General features: G+C 65.4%; 15 protein-coding genes. 4 read left to right on the top strand and 11 right to left on the bottom strand.

Features of this window, described 5'->3' with window-relative positions:
- Nucleotides 1-67: 67 nt before the first annotated feature.
- Together K940_RS0106250 and K940_RS0106245 are read right to left on the bottom strand one after the other, a co-directional pair.
- Entirely contained in the window at nt 68-1,021 is a 954-nt protein-coding gene (locus tag K940_RS0106250; protein WP_028476835.1) for an NAD(P)-dependent oxidoreductase, read from the bottom strand.
- A complete protein-coding gene (locus K940_RS0106245) occupies nt 1,018-2,367 on the bottom strand; it encodes an NDP-hexose 2,3-dehydratase family protein (RefSeq protein WP_028476834.1) in 1,350 nt (449 codons plus the stop codon). Before K940_RS0106245 ends, K940_RS0106250 begins: the two co-directional genes overlap by 4 nt.
- Nucleotides 2,368-2,841: 474 nt before the next feature.
- Between K940_RS0106245 and K940_RS0106235 the strand changes: the two genes are divergently transcribed.
- Nucleotides 2,842-4,275, top strand: coding sequence for a sodium/glutamate symporter (locus K940_RS0106235; RefSeq protein ID WP_028476833.1), 1,434 nt, complete (start codon nt 2,842-2,844; stop codon nt 4,273-4,275).
- Nucleotides 4,276-4,361: 86 nt separating this feature from the next.
- On the opposite strand, the gene K940_RS0106230 is transcribed toward K940_RS0106235, so the two are convergent.
- Together K940_RS0106230 and K940_RS0106225 are read right to left on the bottom strand one after the other, a co-directional pair.
- Nucleotides 4,362-6,038 carry an ABC transporter permease gene (locus K940_RS0106230; protein WP_231390272.1) on the bottom strand — a complete coding sequence of 559 codons (1,677 nt, stop codon included), beginning with the start codon at nt 6,036-6,038 and terminating at the stop codon, nt 4,362-4,364.
- On the bottom strand, nt 6,035-6,949 hold the full coding sequence (locus K940_RS0106225) for an ABC transporter ATP-binding protein (RefSeq protein ID WP_028476831.1): 915 nt from the start codon (nt 6,947-6,949) through the stop codon (nt 6,035-6,037). The genes K940_RS0106230 and K940_RS0106225 overlap by 4 nt, the downstream gene beginning before the upstream one ends.
- Before the next feature lie 91 nt (nt 6,950-7,040).
- On the opposite strand from K940_RS0106225, the gene K940_RS0106220 reads away from it, so the two are divergent.
- The 3 genes from K940_RS0106220 to K940_RS0106205 all read left to right on the top strand — a co-directional run bounded on the left by K940_RS0106220 (nt 7,041) and on the right by K940_RS0106205 (nt 9,896).
- Nucleotides 7,041-7,535 (top strand): GbsR/MarR family transcriptional regulator, encoded by a 495-nt coding sequence (locus tag K940_RS0106220; protein WP_028476830.1) that lies wholly within the window; start codon nt 7,041-7,043, stop codon nt 7,533-7,535.
- A gap of 625 nt (nt 7,536-8,160) precedes the next feature.
- Nucleotides 8,161-9,105: a daunorubicin resistance protein DrrA family ABC transporter ATP-binding protein gene (locus K940_RS0106210; protein WP_028476829.1), complete on the top strand. Its 945-nt coding sequence runs from the start codon at nt 8,161-8,163 to the stop codon at nt 9,103-9,105.
- Nucleotides 9,102-9,896: an ABC transporter permease gene (locus tag K940_RS0106205; RefSeq protein ID WP_028476828.1), complete on the top strand. Its 795-nt coding sequence runs from the start codon at nt 9,102-9,104 to the stop codon at nt 9,894-9,896. The genes K940_RS0106210 and K940_RS0106205 overlap by 4 nt, the downstream gene beginning before the upstream one ends.
- Here the strand turns inward: K940_RS0106205 and K940_RS31465 are convergent.
- The 7 genes from K940_RS31465 to K940_RS0106170 all read right to left on the bottom strand — a co-directional run bounded on the left by K940_RS31465 (nt 9,783) and on the right by K940_RS0106170 (nt 17,292).
- Nucleotides 9,783-12,947, bottom strand: a complete 3,165-nt coding sequence (locus K940_RS31465) for a BTAD domain-containing putative transcriptional regulator (RefSeq protein WP_155980762.1) — start codon at nt 12,945-12,947, stop codon at nt 9,783-9,785. The genes K940_RS0106205 and K940_RS31465 overlap by 114 nt on opposite strands.
- 125 nt (nt 12,948-13,072) lie before the next feature.
- A complete protein-coding gene (locus tag K940_RS0106195; RefSeq protein ID WP_196812112.1) occupies nt 13,073-13,675 on the bottom strand; it encodes a nuclease-related domain-containing protein in 603 nt (200 codons plus the stop codon).
- A gap of 193 nt (nt 13,676-13,868) precedes the next feature.
- Nucleotides 13,869-14,741 (bottom strand): phytanoyl-CoA dioxygenase family protein, encoded by an 873-nt coding sequence (locus tag K940_RS0106190; RefSeq protein ID WP_028476826.1) that lies wholly within the window; start codon nt 14,739-14,741, stop codon nt 13,869-13,871.
- Entirely contained in the window at nt 14,738-15,346 is a 609-nt protein-coding gene (locus tag K940_RS0106185; protein WP_028476825.1) for a TetR/AcrR family transcriptional regulator, read from the bottom strand. Before K940_RS0106185 ends, K940_RS0106190 begins: the two co-directional genes overlap by 4 nt.
- A 377-nt stretch (nt 15,347-15,723) precedes the next feature.
- Nucleotides 15,724-16,506, bottom strand: a complete 783-nt coding sequence (locus K940_RS27130; RefSeq protein WP_036527713.1) for a DUF899 domain-containing protein — start codon at nt 16,504-16,506, stop codon at nt 15,724-15,726.
- A 29-nt stretch (nt 16,507-16,535) separates the two neighbouring features.
- Entirely contained in the window at nt 16,536-16,868 is a 333-nt protein-coding gene (locus K940_RS0106175; protein ID WP_028476824.1) for a helix-turn-helix transcriptional regulator, read from the bottom strand.
- On the bottom strand, nt 16,858-17,292 hold the full coding sequence (locus K940_RS0106170; RefSeq protein WP_028476823.1) for an SRPBCC domain-containing protein: 435 nt from the start codon (nt 17,290-17,292) through the stop codon (nt 16,858-16,860). Before K940_RS0106170 ends, K940_RS0106175 begins: the two co-directional genes overlap by 11 nt.
- Nucleotides 17,293-17,551 lie beyond the last annotated feature (259 nt).

Below are 17,551 nucleotides of genomic sequence, written 5' to 3'. Positions count from 1 at the left end.
GGCTCGGTCGGTGCGCCCGGTCCGGTGTCGTGCGCGGCTGCAGTTGTGGGCTGGCGAGCGCGCGTCGTCACACATCGCACTCGCGACAGACGTCGCGCCAGAAAGCTTCGATGGACTCGCGCAGCGAGCGGCGGGGCTCCCAGCCCAGTCGCTCGCGTGCATCTCGGATGTCGACCCGCGTCCAGGCCGTCGCGGCGCTCTGGGCGGGGTTGGCGGTGCGTTCGATCAGTCGTGCCTGCACGCCACTGGCGGAGATCAGCATGGCAACCAGGTCGCGGACACTGGTCGCCTCGCCCCGCCCGATATCGAAGACGGCACCCGGCATTCGAACCCGGGCGGCTGCGGCAACAGCGTCGGCAACATCACGAACATCGACGTAGTCTCGGTGAGCCACCAGCGCATCGAGCGTGATCTCCGCCGCAGTGCCGGATCGAGCCGCGTCGAGAAGATGCGCGGCGACCCTCCCCAGCAGACTGACCTCCGGACTGCCCGGGCCCGCGACATTTGCCACGCGTAGCACGACCGCGTCGGCGCGTCCGGCGCTCACTGCACCGAGCACAGCGTTGGTCGCGGCCAGTTTGGCTTCGCCGTAGGCACTCGTCGGTCGAGCGACGCTGCGCTGCGCGCTGGCGTCCCGTCCTTCACCGATGGCTCCGTATTCCAGTACCGATCCCAGATGCACCAGCCACGGCCGATGCTCGGCCTCTTGGAGCGCCGTGACGAGTTGGTGCACCGGCTGCGCCGCAGCCGACCACATATGTTCGTCCGTTCTCCCCCAGATACTGCCCACGGTGTTGACCAGGACATCCGGTCGATAGGAGTCGATGAGCTCGCGCAGCACAGCCGGTGCTGCGGCACCGATGTCGAGAGCGACGAACTTCCCGTCGGGCGGGTCGACCGGCTGGCGCCGCGCGACAGCGGAAATCTCGTAGCCAGCGCCCCGTAACGCGGAACAGATGTGCCGTCCGACGAATCCGGTTGCTCCCAGCACCAGCGCGCGCGGGGGCGCGACGGCGGTCATCGCGCGACCACAGCTCGGTCTGCGACACCGTCGGCCATACAGCTGAGCAGGCAACGTGCCGCAACGTTCACGTGGTTGCCGAAGCGCACGAACCCGGTCAGCTGTCCGACCGTCATCCAGCAGTAGTCTGTCGGCACCCGGTGGGGAAAATCGTCCCCGACGTCGATGACCAGATAGCGATTCTCGGCCTGATAGAAGCGACCACCCTCTTCGGAGTGCACGACGTCGAGCAGAATGTCCGGCGGTGTGGCGGCCTGCACGACGTCGAGGTATCGCGGTTGTTCGGCGGGTGGTGCATCACGGTAGCTGGCGGGGATACACGCGACGGTCGGCCCCATCTCGACCACATCAGCGGTGCCCGCCTCGCTGCGTGCATGGACCAGTACATGGAACTCGCCGTCGAGTCGGCGGCCGAGAAAGGCGATCACGCCCCGGTCCACCGGGCGCACCATGGGTTGCGACCAGCGGGCGACCTCACGGTTGGAGGCTGCGACATCGACGCCGATCACCGTGAAGTGCCGACCGTCCGGGCGATGAATCGTTGCGGGTGAGAACTCCCATTCGGGCAGATTCGTCAGTGGCGTCCGGCGACGTTCGAGGCGATACCGTGACTTCGCGTCGGTGAACCAGCTCAGCAATTCGCTGAGAGTGTGCCGCGGGGAGCCGTCGGGTTCGGCCAGTCCCGAGGTGATTCCACGGTGCGGTGGCTGCAGAAACGGTAGTCCGGACAGGACCGTGCGCGAGTCCATGTTCACCAGATTGGGGATTCTCAGCAGGGCATGGACATCGTCGAGGCTCAACCAGCAGAAGTCGTCATGCGCTGGCAGGGGGTCGGGCACTTCGACGATCATGTTCCGATTACGTTTGCCGAGAAACCATGAGCCTTGTTCGGATTGCAGCGAGTCGAACACCACGCTGCCGGGCGCCGGTCTGATGAAGTATTCGAGGTAGGGCACCGCATTGCCGTGGTGCACTCGTGTGTAGTTGCTGCGCGTCGCCTGCACCGTGGGGGAGAGTTGAACGAGATCGATGTTGCCGGGTTCCATTTTGGCCTGCATCAGGCAGTGGAAGGAATCTCCGACCCGTGTGACGATGATGCCCAGGATTCCGATCTCCGGCTGATCGATAATCGGCTGTGCCCAGGCTGTCCGGCTGTCGTGGCCGCCCGGGGCGACGGCAATGCCTTCGACGGAGAAGAATTTCCCACTGGTGTGGCGAATAGATCCGCTGTCGAAATCCGTTGTCCACCCATCGAGTTCGTCGAGGGATGTGACCGTTACACGGTAGTCGTTTCTGAGGTTTCGGTCGACGAACCAATTGTGGAACGCCGTGAGGTCGTCGAACACCCATTCCCTCCGGTTTCTGATCCGACGGTCGCCGGCACCGCGGAATAGAAATTCCTGTCCACGACACGACGCCGATTACGAATTGCGCAACCTCGCGCTGTTTCAGTCTCTGCGCCGGCGCGAAGCGCAAACAAGGCATTGCGTGTCAGGCACTGTCAATTTTTGTACAGGCGATGTCAACCTTCAGCGGTCGAATGCCAATTCTCTGCGGTGGAATGTCGGAGAATTTCGAGCAGAGCGAGGGTGCGCCTCGTGTACTCGCGGGTGCGGGCGTGGGCGCCGCGCAGGTTGGCATACACTTCCGCACGGTTCGGTCCGGTCCTCCGTACGACGCGAACGCCGTCGCCCCACTCCAGGGTTTACACAACAACGAGCCATCACTTATCGTACCGTTCAACAGCGGCAAGGTTCTCTGTGCTCGACTCGAGGTCGTGCCCGAGCGCGGTCGGTTCCGCAACAAGAAAGCAGGTTTGCATGTCACCGGAAGCCATCGGCTTCGCACTGTCACTGATCGGCGTGATGATGCTGGTCTCGAAGATCATCAGGGTCAAGTGGCGGCTGGCACAGAAGCTGTTCATCCCGAGCTCGATCATCGGCGGCGGGTTGGCTCTGCTGATCGGACCCGATGTGTTCGGCCGAGTCGCCTCACTGCTGGGCACCGACCGCTTCGCGGAAGCCGGGTTGTTCACGTCGGACATCCTCGCCGTGTGGAAGACCCTGCCGGGATTGCTGATTTCGCTGGTGTTCGCCGGACTGTTGATGGGACATCCACTACCTTCGCCCCGGCAGGCCTTCCGTGTCGCCGGACCCCAGATCACCTTCGGCATCACCGTCGCCAGCGGCCAATACGTGTTCGGGTTGATCTTGGCGATCCTGGTCCTGGGTCCAGTGTTCGGATTGCCGGCGATGGCGGGAACGCTGATCGAGATCGGTTTCGAAGGCGGACATGGCACTGCGGCGGGAATGAGTGAGACCTTTGCCGAATTCGGCTTTCCAGAAGGTCAAGACCTCGCACTCGGTTTGGCCACCATCGGCATACTCTCCGGCGTTGTCTGTGGGATCGCCCTGATCAACTGGGGGGTGCGCACAGACAAGACCACAGAGCTGCGGTCGAACGCCTCACCGTCGGTGGCCGAACAGGCAGGGCTGGTCGAGAAGCAACGCCGCCGCTCTGCCGGCACTCTGACCGTGAATCCTTCCTCGATCGAGCCGTTGACTCTGCATTTCGGTCTACTAGCCGTAGCAGTACTGGTCGGCTGGTTGATCTTGTCCGCATTGCAGTGGATCGAATCCCGGCTGTGGTCGGACGAGCTCGAGCTGTTCGCTCACGTGCCACTGTTTCCGATCGCCATGATCGGCGGCATCATCGTGCAGGCGTTGATCCAGGCATTCGACAAAGACGAAATCGTCGACGTGCAGTTGATCGAGCGCTTGCAGGGATTCAGCCTCGACGTATTGATCATCGCCGCCCTGGGCACCTTGTCGTTGCAGGCCATTGCCACCAATATCGGACCGTTCCTGCTCCTGGCGGTGACCGGATTGGTCTGGACCGTGGGAGCGTTCGTGTTCCTGGCGCGGCGCATGCTGCCCGACTTCTGGTTCGAGCGCGGCATCGCCGACATGGGTCAAGCCATGGGGGTCACCTCCACGGGGCTGATCTTGCTCCGGGTCGCTGATCCTGATCTCAAAACACCTGCGTATCAGGCTTTCGGTTACAAACAGCTCATTGTGGAACCGTTCTTCGGCGGCGGATTGGTCACCGCGGGCGTAATCCCGATCATCGCGAACTTCGGTGTCGGCTGGCTGTTGGCCGCGATGCTCGCCTTGTTCGTCGGTGCGCTTGCGGCCGGACTTTTGTATTTCGGCCGTCGAAGCACCCGGGCACCAGATGTAGCGGCGGCTACGTGACCCACTCTGAGTGACCCACCCTGAGTCCGTCGAATCGGCCCCCGGTCTCGGTTCTCCCCGGCGCGGCCGAGCCGATGGATCGCACCCTATTTCGTATCGAGATCGCGGTGGCGGAACCCGTAGGCTCCTGCGGTGGCCGCTGCGGCGGCGAGGACGGTCAGCACGACCAGCGGCATCCATCGCAGGTCCTGCAAGGGTAGCCGGGCGACGTGCTCGAACGGTGACAGATCGTGCACCCAACGCGGAAGATCCATGATCGGTCCGAAGAACCCCAGGATGAACGAGAACCCGAACAAGGCCCACGTGGCGCCGATGAATTGCGGGGCGAAACCGTACAACAGTGCTGCGACGGCGAGTACCAGCAGTACCGCGGGGAAGAACGCCACATGCGCCACGAGGATGTCCACGAAGTGGCCGCCGTCGCCGACCGATACGGCCAACGCGATCCCGAAAACCAGCCCGGACACGGTGAGCAAGGCCAACGCGCCGACCGCGGTCACACCGAGGTAGGCGGAGAACCAGCCGATGCGCCCCGTTGCCGTGGCGAGCACCGATTCGGTGCGACCTCTGGTCTCCTCGCCGCGCAGTGTCTGCACGGCGAGCACGGCGAAGCTGGTCACCAGCAGGGCATCGAAGAACGCCATGATGCCGAGGTAGCCGTCGAGCATACGGTTCGCGTCGCCACCCATGACCTCGACGAGTTGGTCGGGCAGGTCTTCGAACGCAGTGACGACCGTGCTGCCGATGCTGCCGTAGAGTGCGCCGACCGCTGTGAGAGCGCAACCCCAGCCGATGACTCCGGCACGGTGCAAGCGTGTTGCCAGAGCGAGGGGCGTGCTCAGCCAGGCCGGGGCGTGCCGGCGCCCGGGTCGAGGCGGCAGCAAACCGGCGCCGAGGTCACGCCGAGTCGACAGCGTGTAGGCGACCCCGGTGGCCACCGCGACGAACGCCATCGACAACAGCAGCGGCCACCAGCGGCCATCGGCGTAGGCGCGAGTCTGTTGCGACCACGCCAGGGGCGACGTCCACGACAACCAACTGCCGCCCTCATCGATCGCGTCACCGGCCGCACGCACCGCGTAGGCCACACCCACTACCGCACCCGCCATGCCGGTTGCGACGCGCGAATATGCCGTGACCTGAACTGTGATTGCCGTGACGGCGGCGAACGCCATACCCGCGGCAGCTACTCCAACTGCGAACAACGCCGCATCGTCGGTGCGCAATCCGGTCACCGCGAAGGTCGCTGTCAGCAGTGCTGCCAGCACGGCGTTCGCGATCAGTGCGACCAGCAACGCCGCGGTGAGTTGCGCGTGCCTACCCACGACGTTGGCACGCACCAGTTCGGCACGGCCGGACTGTTCCTCGACACGGGTGTGGCGCGCCAGCAGCAGGATGTTCATCAAGGCGGCCACCAGCAGGAAGTAGAGGCCGTAGATGCCGACGATCACGGATTCGATCGTGGGATCGGTCAATCCGTAACCCGGACCGCAGAGCAACGCGCCGACTACTCCCGCGCCGAACCGGCTCACCACCCGGAGATCTTCCGGTGTCCTGTAAACCTGCGGTAGGGCCGCGGCGTAGTAGACCGCCATCAGCGTGATACCCAGCACCCATGCCGGCAGCTTGACCCGATCGCGCCGCAGGTCCAATCGAAGCAGCGCCGCGGTGCCGGTGAATGCCTCGCGCCAGACCAGCCGATCCGACGGGCGTGCAGGAGCAGTCGTCGCCTCGGAACCGGACCCGGCAGCGGTGGTGGTCATGGGCGTGATCCACTATCGGAAGCAGCCCGTTCCTCGCCGTAGTGCCGCAGCATGAGCTCTTCCAGGGTGGGTGGATGGCTGATCAGCGAGCGCACACCGGCGCGACCGACCGCTGCGATGGCGGCATCGAGCGCGTCGGCGTCCACATCGAACCGGACCCGACTGTCCTCGGTGATCACGCCGTGCACACCGTCGATACTGGCCAGAGCGTGTACCGGACGGTCGGTGACGGCTTCGATCGTGGTTCGGGTCAGGTGTCGTAGCTGGGTGAGCGTACCGGTTTGCACGATCCGACCAGCACGAACAATGCTCACGCGGTCGGCCAGCTTCTCCACTTGGGCCAAGATGTGGCTCGACAGCAGTACCGTGGCGCCCTCGGCCTGCAACTCGGTCACGACCTCCTGGAACACGACCTCCATCAGCGGGTCCAAGCCAGCGGTGGGCTCGTCGAGCAAGAACAATTCCACCTCGGAAGCCAGCGCGGCGATCAGCGCGACCTTCTGTCGGTTGCCTTTGGAATAGGCGCGCGCCTTTTTCGTCGGGTCCAGGTCGAATCGTTCGATCAACTCGTCGCGACGGCGAGTGTTCACCGCGCCACGCAGTCGGCCGAAGACGTCGATCGCCTCACCACCGGTCAGAGTCGGCCACAGCTCCACATCGCCGGGGACGTAGGCCAGGCGACGATGCAGTGCTACCGCATCTTGCCAGGGATCTCCGCCCAGGATCCGAACATCTCCGCTGTCGGCGCGCAGCAGGCCCAGCAGGACGCGCAACGTCGTGGTCTTCCCAGCGCCATTGGGACCGAGGAATCCATGTACCTCACCTCGACGCACCTCCATGTCCAGGTGGTCGAGAGCTGTCGTCGAGCCAAAAGTCTTGCGCAGTCCGCAGATTGCGATGACAGCGTCCATGCGTACCAGCGTACATAGATTTCATATATGTGTGAATAAAATGAAATCTACTCGATGTGCCCTGGACGGGCGTTGAAACAGGAGGTCGACAGTGGAAGAGCGGGACCAGCGGGAGGAGGACGTCCTGCGGTTCGTCGAGCAGTTCGCACTCCTGCTCATCGAGTCGGGGATGCCGCGAATGGCGGCTCGAGTCTTCGCATTCGTCCTCGCCGACGACGCCGAACGGTATACCGCGCGAGAACTCGCGACCGGACTACGCGTGAGCCCGGCAGCGATCTCCGGCGCCGTCCGCAGCCTGGTTCACGGCGGGTTGCTCTGCCGCGAACGCGTGCCCGGTGAGCGCAGCGATACCTATCGCATCCACGACGAGGGTGTGTGGTACGCCATTACCAGCCGGCGACAGGCGGAGTTGGATCGCTCGGTACGTTTCCTCGCCGACGGCGTGGAGTTGCTCGACGAAGCTCGTCCGGGCGGGCGACGCGTGCGCGAAGCCCTCGAGTACTACCGGTTCCTGCGTGCCGAACTCCCCGATCTGACCAGGCGGTGGCGGAAGCATCGACGCGAACTGTTTCCGGACACTCCATGACGCCCGGACCGCATGTGCCCCGCGGTAGTCAATAGTCTGCACCTCTGTATCACACGGCAATACGAGGCGGGCGGAACGGCCACGCATTTGTCTTCGCTACCAGCGGGTTTCCCGAACCGCGCTTACGTCCGTACCTACGCGCGCTCGGGCAGGAGTTGACGTGCACGGGGTTCGATGTGGTCGAACCGTTCTCGTGCAGCGCGTTCGATACCTGGTTGCCGTTCAAACCGTTCGACGGCCGACAAGTTCGATGCAAACCGCAGTACGGCAGCATGCATGTCCGAACCGCGCACGTCACCGTCGGTCGCCGGTGACGGTAGCCAGTCCGGCCAGTGCCGTCGGCCTCGGGTTCAGCACGAACGCCCGATCTACTCCGATCGGAAGCGAACGAAGCCAGGCGCCTGAACCGAGATCGGCCCCATTCGTTGTCCTCCACAGCATGTTTCGGGCCATCGGTCGAAGCCCACGCCAACCTCCGAACAGGTTCGGTCGTCGCCAACGAGCAGTCCACGGCGGTGACCCGCCGACGCGAATGGCCGTCGATTGACAGGGAATCACCTGTTACCACCTGCAAGTGTGAGCGGTCTGTGCGTGGTCTGTGACCCACCGGTGCCAACCTCGGCACATGGATTACGCATTCGAGACCGAAGGGTTGGTCAAACGCTTCGGAGACAAGATCGCGCTGGGTGGACTGGACCTCGCGGCGCCGGTTGGGACGGTGCTCGGCGTGCTCGGGCCCAATGGCGCGGGAAAGACCACCGCCATTCGCATCCTGGCAACATTGATTCGGCCCGACGAAGGCCGTGCGGTCGTCGGTGGGTTCGACGTCGTGACCCGAGCGTCTCGGGTTCGCCGTCTGATCGGCCTGGCCGGGCAGTACGCCACTGTCGACGAAGAATTGACCGCGTTCGAAAACCTCGTGATGGTCGGGCAGTTGCTGGACCTGCGCAATGCGGAGGCGAGGTCTCGCGCGGACGAGCTGCTGCGGCAGTTCGGTCTGCAAGAATCGGGCATGCAGCGGGCCTCGGTGCTGTCGGGCGGTATGCGACGGCGTCTCGATCTCGCGCTGAGCCTGGTCGGTCGGCCGCGGATCGTTTTCCTCGACGAGCCCACCGTCGGGCTCGACCCGGGCCGGCGCGAAGATCTGTGGCGCCTGGTGCGGAACATGACGACCGAAGGCGTGACCGTTCTGCTGACCACCCAGTACCTGGAGGAGGCGGACACGCTGGCCGACCACATCTGTGTGATCGATGATGGGCGCGCGATCGCCGACGGGGCGCCCACCGACCTCAGGCGAATCGTGGGTGGACAGACCATTGCCGTGCGACCGGTCGATCCGCGACAGGCGAACTTGGCTGCGGAGGTGTTGCAGCGGGTGGCCGGGCGTCGCCCCGAACCGGTCGACCGCGGTGTGGTCGCTGTGCCAGTGGACGACGATCGCGTACTTCCCGACATCGTTCAGCGGTTGGCTGCTGCCGACGTGCGGCTGGCAGAGTTCTCGCTGCGCCTGCCCAGCCTCGATGAGGCCTTCTTCGCCTTGACCGGTCGATCCGAGGAGGCGCAGCGATGACCAGTGCCGCCGATACGCTCCGGCCGAGATCGCTCGGACTGCTGCGACACAGCGCCGTTCTGGCCAAGAGGAGCCTCGTCAAGACCAAGCGCAACCCGGGCTACCTGGTCAATGGGGTGATGACTCCGGTGATTTTCCTGGTGCTGTTCCTGTATTTGTTCGGTGGGGCGGTGTCCGGGTCCACCGACAGCTACCTGCAGTACCTGTTTCCCGGGATCGTGGTGATGGCCACCAGCCTTTCCGGGATGCTGTCCACCGGACTGAACCTCACCATCGACATCGGCACAGGGATCTTCGACCGCTTCCGCAGCCTGCCCATCAATCGTGCGGCTGTGCTGCTCGGGTCCGTCGCCGCCGACGTCGTCCGGTATGTGATCGCGGTGATAATCCTGTTCGGCATCGGATACGCGCTCGGGTTCCGGGTACAGACCACCCTGTTGGCGACATTGGGTGCGGTGCTGCTGGCCGTCGCTTTCGGCTTCTGCCTGAGCTGGGTCACGGTGTTGATCGGGGTCCTCGTCCGGGACCAGGGTGCGGTGCTGGGGTCTTCATTCGTCGTGTTCCTGCCCCTCGTGCTCGGGACGAGTCTGTCGACACCCATCGATACCCTGCCGGGATGGTTGCGTGCGTGGGCGAACGTCAACCCGGTCACACATGCCATCGACGCATGTCGTGCACTACTCGACGGCGGTAGCGCCGGTGGGGCCATCACCCGAACGCTGATGTGGTCGGCCGTCCTGCTGGTGGTCTTCTGCCCGTTGGCTGTGCTCGCCTACCGCCGGCGCGAGTGACGCCTCGGCGAGGCTGCGCTGGATGAGCGCCAGGGCCGCAGCGGGTTTCGAACAGCGGGCGTCCTCGTAGACCTTCGTACCGAGCTGTGCGCTCAGCTGCCGTTCGAGGAGTAGGACGTCGGCGTCGGCTGCGCTGGTGAGCGCGCGACTGGCGCCGAGTACTTGGGCGGCCGCGGCCGGCGAACCGGCTTGCGACAGCAGCGCCGCGACGCCGGCGCCGACTGTGGCACCCATCGGTATGTGCGGCATCGCGGCGATCAGATCCAGGCCCTCGCGCAGGTCTCGAGCGGCGGAACGCAGGTCTCCTCGGGCCACGGCCACGTGGCCGGCCGACAACCGATATAGCGATCGGAACACCGGGTTCTGCTGGACCTCGAGATCGCTGTCGGCATGCCTCAGATGGCGGGCGGCAGCATCCAGGTCGCCTTCCTGTCGGCACAGGTCGGCCAGGAACACCCGAGCGATGGACGCATAGCGGCCCGGCGGCGCCTGCCGAACGATGCTCGACAGCTCGGTGCGTGCCCCGCGGACATCGGCGATTCGCAGTCGGACGATCGCCAACCACAGTCGCTGATGGTCGTTGGCGCCCGAGTCGTGCGTCAATTCGGTCGACTCCTCTACGGCGCGCAGGCTGGCATCCAGATCGCCGACCCGCAGCCGGGCGTCGCTCGAGCTCAGTAGGCACATGGAGAGCGCCCAGTGGTCGCCGGCCCGCCGAAATCCGTTCTCGGCGTGGGTGAGCGCCTCGCACAGGCTCGTCGGCTCGCCTCGCCTCGCGATGACGAACGACCTCGTCCACCAGAGCAGGCCGTGCTCCCACGGGTCGGCGTGTACGCACTCCGCGGCGAATGCCGGGGCCGGTTCGTCGGAGATGAACGCCAACAGCGCGGCGGCCACCGGGTCCTCCGGCGCCAGCGTCCCGTCGCAGAGCGCCCGATGCTGGGCATTGCTCATCGCCTCCGGATCGCCGCTGAGGACACTACTGAAAAGTAGGCCGATGACAGCGGTACGGCGGGCGGGTCCTGGGACCGGGCCGGGCACCGCCAAGGCTCGGCGCAGTCGCTCGGATGCTTCGACGTGCTCGCCGGTCAGGACCCAGTAGTACCAGAGCGCGGCAGCCATACGGTTGGCGGTGTCCGCGTCACCGAAGTCGGTCGCAAAGCGCAGGGCGGCCAGCAGGTTGGCGCTTTCTGCAGTGAGTCGCAGAATCCAATGGTGCTGGTGTGGGCCGCGTAGATGCGGCGCGGCCTGCTCGGCCAACGACAGGAAGTGTGTCGCGTGGTCGTGCCGCATTCGGAGCACGTCACCCACCTCGGCCAGACGTTGCAAGGCGTACTCCCGAATCGTCTCCAGGACGGCATAACGGGGTTCGGGGCCGTCGGCGATGATGATCAGCGACCGGTCGAACAGGATGTCGAGCATTTCCGGCGCTACCGCGAGAGACTCGGCCGCCGCAGCGTCGAAGGAACCCGAGAAGACTGCCACGCTTCGCAGCGCTCGCTGTTCCGGCTCGTGCAGCAGGTCCCAGCTCCAGGTCACCGCGGCGTGCAGGGTCTGGTGGCGAGACAGCGCGGTGCGACTACCGCCGGTGAGCAGACGAAACCGGTCGTCGAGGTGGGTGGCAAGGTGCTCGATCGACATGAACCGCAGCCGGGCGGCGGCCAGCTCGATGGCCAGCGGCACACCGTCCAGCCGGCGGCAGGTCTCGATGACGTGCCCGATGTTGTCATCGGTCACGGTGAACGTGGGGTGGACCGCTCGCGCGCGTTCGACGAGCAATTGCACCGAGGGAGATTCCAGCGCCTGGGCTCTCGGCGTGCCCGGGGGAGGAGCTGGTAACGGTGCTACTGGGCTGAGGGCCTCTCCGGGGATCATCAGTGGTTCTCGGCTGGTCGCAACGACGCGCAGTCTCGGGCAGCCGCGCAGCAGGCGTTCGACGACCCGGGCTGCCTCGGCGACGACGTGTTCGCAGTTGTCCACGACGAGCACGGTTTCCGTCGGCGCCAGTGCGGCGATCAGTGCGCGCACCGGGTCGGTGGGCCGATCGGCTGGGCGGATGCCCAGAGTGCTGAGCATTGTCCGTGGCACGTCGGCGGGAACGGTCACCGTGGCCAGTGAGATCAGCCAGACCCCGTCCGCTGTCCGGTCGGCGAGTTCGGTAGCCAGCGTGGTCGCCAGCCGAGTCTTGCCCACGCCACCGGTGCCGACCAGTGTGACCAGGCGATGCTCGCCCAGCTGGCCATGGATCCGGCGCCGTTCCTGCGCCCGGCCCAGGAACGACGTCAGCGGTGCCTCGAGGTTGCCGCGGGATCGGCCTGCGCCACGGTCGTCTCGCAGGACAGCCAGGTGGGCGGCACGCAGTTCGGGACCCGGATCGCTGCCGAGCTGCTCGGCAAGGTCGCGCCGATAGTCTGCATAGGTACGCAGCGCCTCCGGTTGGCGGCCCTCGGTGTGCAGCGCACGAATCAGCAAGGTGTGCAGTCGTTCCCGCGATGGATGGCTAGCAGTCCACCCCTCGAGTTCGGCGACCAGATCCGCGGCGCCGCACTCCAGATCGGCCGCAATGCGATCCTCCAATGCGGTGAGCCGCAGCTCGGTGAGCCGGTTGATCTCCTGCACCGCGAACGGCAGGTCCTGCACGTCGGCGAGTGGTTCGCCGCGCCACAGTGCGAGTGCCTCGCGGAGCGCCCGGCTGGCGTGCCTCGGCTCGCCGGCACGAAGGCGGCGCTGGCCCTCCTGTCGCAACTGCTCGAAGTGCGTGACGTCGACCGAGGCCGGCGACAGCCGCAGTCGATATCCGCCCGAGGTGGCTTCTACCAGTGCGGGGTCCGCCAGCGACCGGCGCAGCCGGGAGACGAGCGCCTGCAGTGCGTGCACACTGTCGGTGAGCCGGGTCTCCGGCCACAGGGACGCGGACAGGGACTCGGTCGACACAGTCCGACCCGGTTCCAGCGCGAGCCGGATCAGCAATGCGCGCAGCCTCGCGCCACCGATCCGGACATCGGATCCACCGGCGGTCACCAGTAGTGGGCCGAGTATTCCGATGCGCATGAGGCAAGTCTGCCATTCGCGCGGCGCCACGGGATGCACTGTGATCGGGTCTGTTCATGGTGGCGCTCGGTGTGCCTACGTCGGGGTCCTCCTGCACGGTGGGCATCACCGGCGCTGCTTCCGGTTCAGGTTGCGTGGGTCGGTTCTTCGAGCGCTTCGGCGATCACGGTGCGGTCGGCGTAGAGGTGTTCCACACCGAGTCGAGTCAGGAGGCTGTCGACCTCGTCGGCAGTCCACTGCGCCCTGTATGTTCCCAGTCGATGCAGGTAGTACCGGAACACGTCGAAATCCTCGATGATGATGTCGGTCATGTCCGGATGCGCGTCTGCGTCCAGGAATGGAACATCCTGGCCGGGCAACAACATCACCAGCACCAAGCCGTAGACGAAGCGTTTGCGCCCGATGACCTGGCTGGCCCAGTCTTTCGTGGCGAGACAGTTGGTCTGTACCTGGGCCATCGGATTGTGATGATCGTCGTTGCCGTAGATATCGGCAACCCGGCCGTCGTCCATGTGCCACGGGCCATTCGGCGGCACCACAAGAGTCCCATTCTGTGGACTACGGAAGCCCTTGAGGTCGATGACGATGCAGCGCTGTCGAGTCCAGATCACCGCATCGAGTTGGCGGGTCCGCCCGCGGGAGGGGACATCTACATTGAGCAGTGCCACTCCCGGTTGCGCGGGGCTCCAGCGGATCCAGTCGGCGAACCGTAGCTCGGTTGGTGACAAATCGGCAGTCTGGTTCACCAACAGCAACACAGCGACCTCCCCGACCAACCCGGCGCGCCGACCCCGTCGTGACGGGTATCGCGCGCCGATACCGACATCGCCTCCAGTGTCCCACGCCGGGTCCAGGCTCGGGAAATGTTCGCATCGAAGGGTTTTCGTTCCGCGGCCACCACTTTTCGCCGAGGCGCAGAACTCAGTCGTTTTCGAGTAGGCGTTTGGGGTGCAGACCGTCGACTGCGCCGATGAATGGCGGGTGGACGCTGTAGCCGAGCATGCGACGGAGGTCTTCGGAGACTGCGCGGGCGGTGTCGCGGCTGGTGGACATGGTGAATGCCTCTTGAGTGCGTAGCCAGGGTTCGCAGTATTGGGCGGTCACGGCCAGGCGGGAGCTCGGCGAGTCGTTGTCGCCGCCGCCATGCCAGAGGGTGCCGACGAAGAACACGCATGACCCCGGCGGCATTTCCGCCTTGATGTGGGTGTCGGATGGGGTGGGTCGACGATCCTCGCCCCAGCTGTGACTGCCGGGCACGACAACGGTGGCGCCGTTGGTGTCGGTGAACGGGTCGATGGCCCAGATAGTGGCGGCACTCAGTGGTGCGCGGGGCCGGGGAATCGGGTAGAAGCCGTCGTCGGCGTGCTGCAGTTGCGCTCGTTCGCCGGGCAAGAGGTTGATGACCTGGAGTTGGGAGAGTAGGTAGTTGGGCAAAAACAGCCGATCCAGCAATGCGAGAACCCGCGGGTGGTCGATCAGTGGGTCGCACACGCGGGTCTTGTCCAGCACACTGTAGACGCGTTGAGTTCGTGTGCCTTCGAAGGTATTGCGGCCGGTGTGGTCGAGCAGCGGGGTGACCGCAGCGCGAATCCGCTCGCAGTCCTGTGGTGTGATCAGGTCTTTCAGGATCACATATCCATCGCGGGCGAGTGCGGCCATATCCGCGCCGACAACGGCCTGATCGACGGTAGCGCCGCTGCTGGTGGTCGCTCTGTGCCGGCGTGCCAGATCGGTGCTCAAGTCGTCGACGTCGGTGATCGTACGAATCTCACCGGAGAGGTGGTCGGCGTTCATAGTGTGCTGCTTTCTGCTCGGGGGAGACCTACAGCTCCGGCGGCGACCGCCCAGAGCTCGTCGATGACGGTTTGTGGTGTCGGGCGCGGAGTCCGGGCCAGGGCTACCGATACCACGGCTTGGGTGCCGCCGAGGATCCCCGCGGCGAGGAATTCGGGGTCGCGGGTCGAGGCGAGTTCGCCGCTGCGCTGAGCTCGAGCGATATTGCGGGAGCCGATTTCGATGAGCAGATTCAGCCGCGTGGTATTGGCCGCGACCACCTCCCCATCGCCGACCAATCCTCCGAGGACGATCGCCGCCAACGGCTCGGCGTACAAGAACTCGACCCAATCACGGATACGATGCCGCTCCCGACCCTCCCAGGTGGGTTCGTCGTAGATGCGGAGAGCAACCGCCTCGTCCAGCCTGTCGTAGTACGCGTCGAGGACCGCGATCAGCAGGCCTGTCCGTGTTCCGAAGTACCGATACGGAAGCCCGGCGCTGACCCCGGCCCGCCGCGCCACTGCGGCGACCTCCAGCTCGCCTGTCTCACGCAACTCCTGTTCGGCCGCCGTCAACAATTTGCGGCGGGCAGCACTGGCGCGCGAGGTTTCGGTAGCACCCATGCCGATACTATAAGTTGAGTTCAACTCAATAAGCAAGAATGGAGTGGGGTCGCAGAGCAGATCCGCCCGATCCGGCGCCAAGCGTGCAACGACATCGAGCGGCGCATTTCATGTGGTGGTGCCCGATGGGGCGGCTATGGCCGGTTTGAACTCGTCCTGGAGGTCATGTCCTGGGTGCCTGGATTCATCGAGTCGTTCACCCACGTTTCCGGCAACGGCACTCGCGTCGTCGATCTGGATTGTCGGTCGCTGGTCAAGGCCCAAGCGTGGCCACCCACGCTGTGGTGCAATGGGTTCCGTCGCAGGCGGCATGCAGAGTCGCCGAGCCGCTTCGGCCCGGCCCACTCGGGACCGGGCCCGAACCGACGGGTGGACCATCACTGCGCCGGGTGTGCACAGCAGTCGTGCGGTGCTTCCTTCTGCTGGCGGCTGGCTTCGCCCTTGTCCATGGCGGCGACCCTGCCCAGCCATTCCGAGCCGGTCTCGTCGACCGCGGCAGCGTATTGGTCGCTCCAGTTCCACCACTCGTAAGGTGGTGTCTGGGGGTAGCCTTCGGGCGAATCCTCCCAGTTCTCCTGTCGTCCGAGGGCCGTCATGTCCAGGTAGCTCCAGGTGTTTCCGAAGTACTCGTCGCCACGCCGGTTGATGAAATACGTGCGATACACCTGATCGCCTTCGCGGATGAAGGCGTTGGTTCCGTGCCATTCGTCGACGCCGAAGTCCACGTCGAACTCGTCGGTAAGGGTGTACCAGGGGATCGGTGACCAGCCCATCCGGGCCTTCACGTTCTCGATCTCGGGTTGCGGTGCGCGCGAGGCGAATGCGAGCGTGGTGTCGCGGGCGTTCAGGTGCGCGAGATTGCCGAGGTGGTCGGCGATCATGGAGCAGCCGCGGCAGGCATGATCGGGCCAGCCGACCACGCCGGGCTCGAAGAATGCGCGGTAGACGATCAGCTGGCGGCGGCCCTGGAACAGGTCGAGCAGACTCGCCGGGCCGTCGGGTCCGTCGAACAGGTACTGCTTGTCGACGGCCAGCCACGGCATGCGGCGGCGTTGGGCTGCCAGCGCGTCGTGGGCGCGCATCACCTCCTTCTCTCTCACCAGCAGCTCCAGACGCGCTGCCTCCCACTCGTTCTGCGAAACGATCGACGGTGTCTGCATGGTGATATTCCTGTTCGGTTTCGGATCGATCAGTCTCGATCGAGGATCTTCTTCAACGCGTCGAGCGGGCCGTCCCAGTCTCGCGCCAGCGCAGCGAGGAATTGTTGCGCCACTTGCATCGGCGCGGAACAGAGTCGGTAACGCACCCGGCGGCGCTCTCCCGGCTCCGTGGTCACCAGACCGGCCTCGGACAGCAACGTCAAATGTTTGGCGATCGCCTGCCGGGTGATCGGCAGCCGGGCCGCCAGGTCTGTCGCCGTGGCGGGTCCGGAGGACGCCAGCGCGGCGAGGATCGCGCGCCGGCTGGGGTCCGCGAGGGACACAAAGACCTGCTCGGCAATCGCCTCCTGGTCAGGCCGCATCGAGGTAGCTGGCCAGCTCACCGAGCTCGTTCTGCCAGCCGCGGATGTTGCCCTCGAACGCCGCCTTGTAGGCGTCCTCGGCAAGCTGAGCGAAACCGGTCTCGACCACGGTCAGTCGGGTACCTGCGGCCACCGGCTCGAGCGTGAACTCCACATAGGTGCGGCGCGGATCCTCCTCGGGAAGCCCGAAGATATGCCAGGTGAACCCGAATACGTGCGGTTTCTCCACCCGTTCCACCCGCATGTCCGCGCGGTGTCCCTCCTCGTTCCAGCGCATCCACGCCTTACCGCCGGGGCGCAGCTCTATGTCGGCCTCATTGCCGAACCACGTGCCCAACCCCTCGGCCGTGGTCAGCGCCGCCCACACCTTCACCGGGGGATGTGCCAGCTCGATCGTCCGCTCGATGCGATCGGGAAAACCCATAACCACCTCCATATATAGCAACCCAATGGTTGCAATATTATTGCAACCATTGGGTTGCGTCAACCTCGGCCTGCGGCCCAGCAGTCGACGCGTCAACACTGGCGTGGCCCCAACCCGGCGACGAAACTGAACTCTGAGATGTTGGGGGGTACCCGTGTCAGCGGCGGCGCCGTGTGGCGGGGTCGGTCTGGGCCTGGCACCGGCCGAGGGCTTCGGCCGACACCTTCGCGTACGTGGTCAGGCTGCGTACCGAGGTGTG

This window comes from Nocardia sp. CNY236 (genome assembly GCF_000482385.1).
Classification (GTDB): domain Bacteria; phylum Actinomycetota; class Actinomycetes; order Mycobacteriales; family Mycobacteriaceae; genus Nocardia.
The sequence above is the reverse complement of the archived record's forward strand: the minus strand, read 5'-3'. Positions and strand labels throughout refer to the sequence as shown.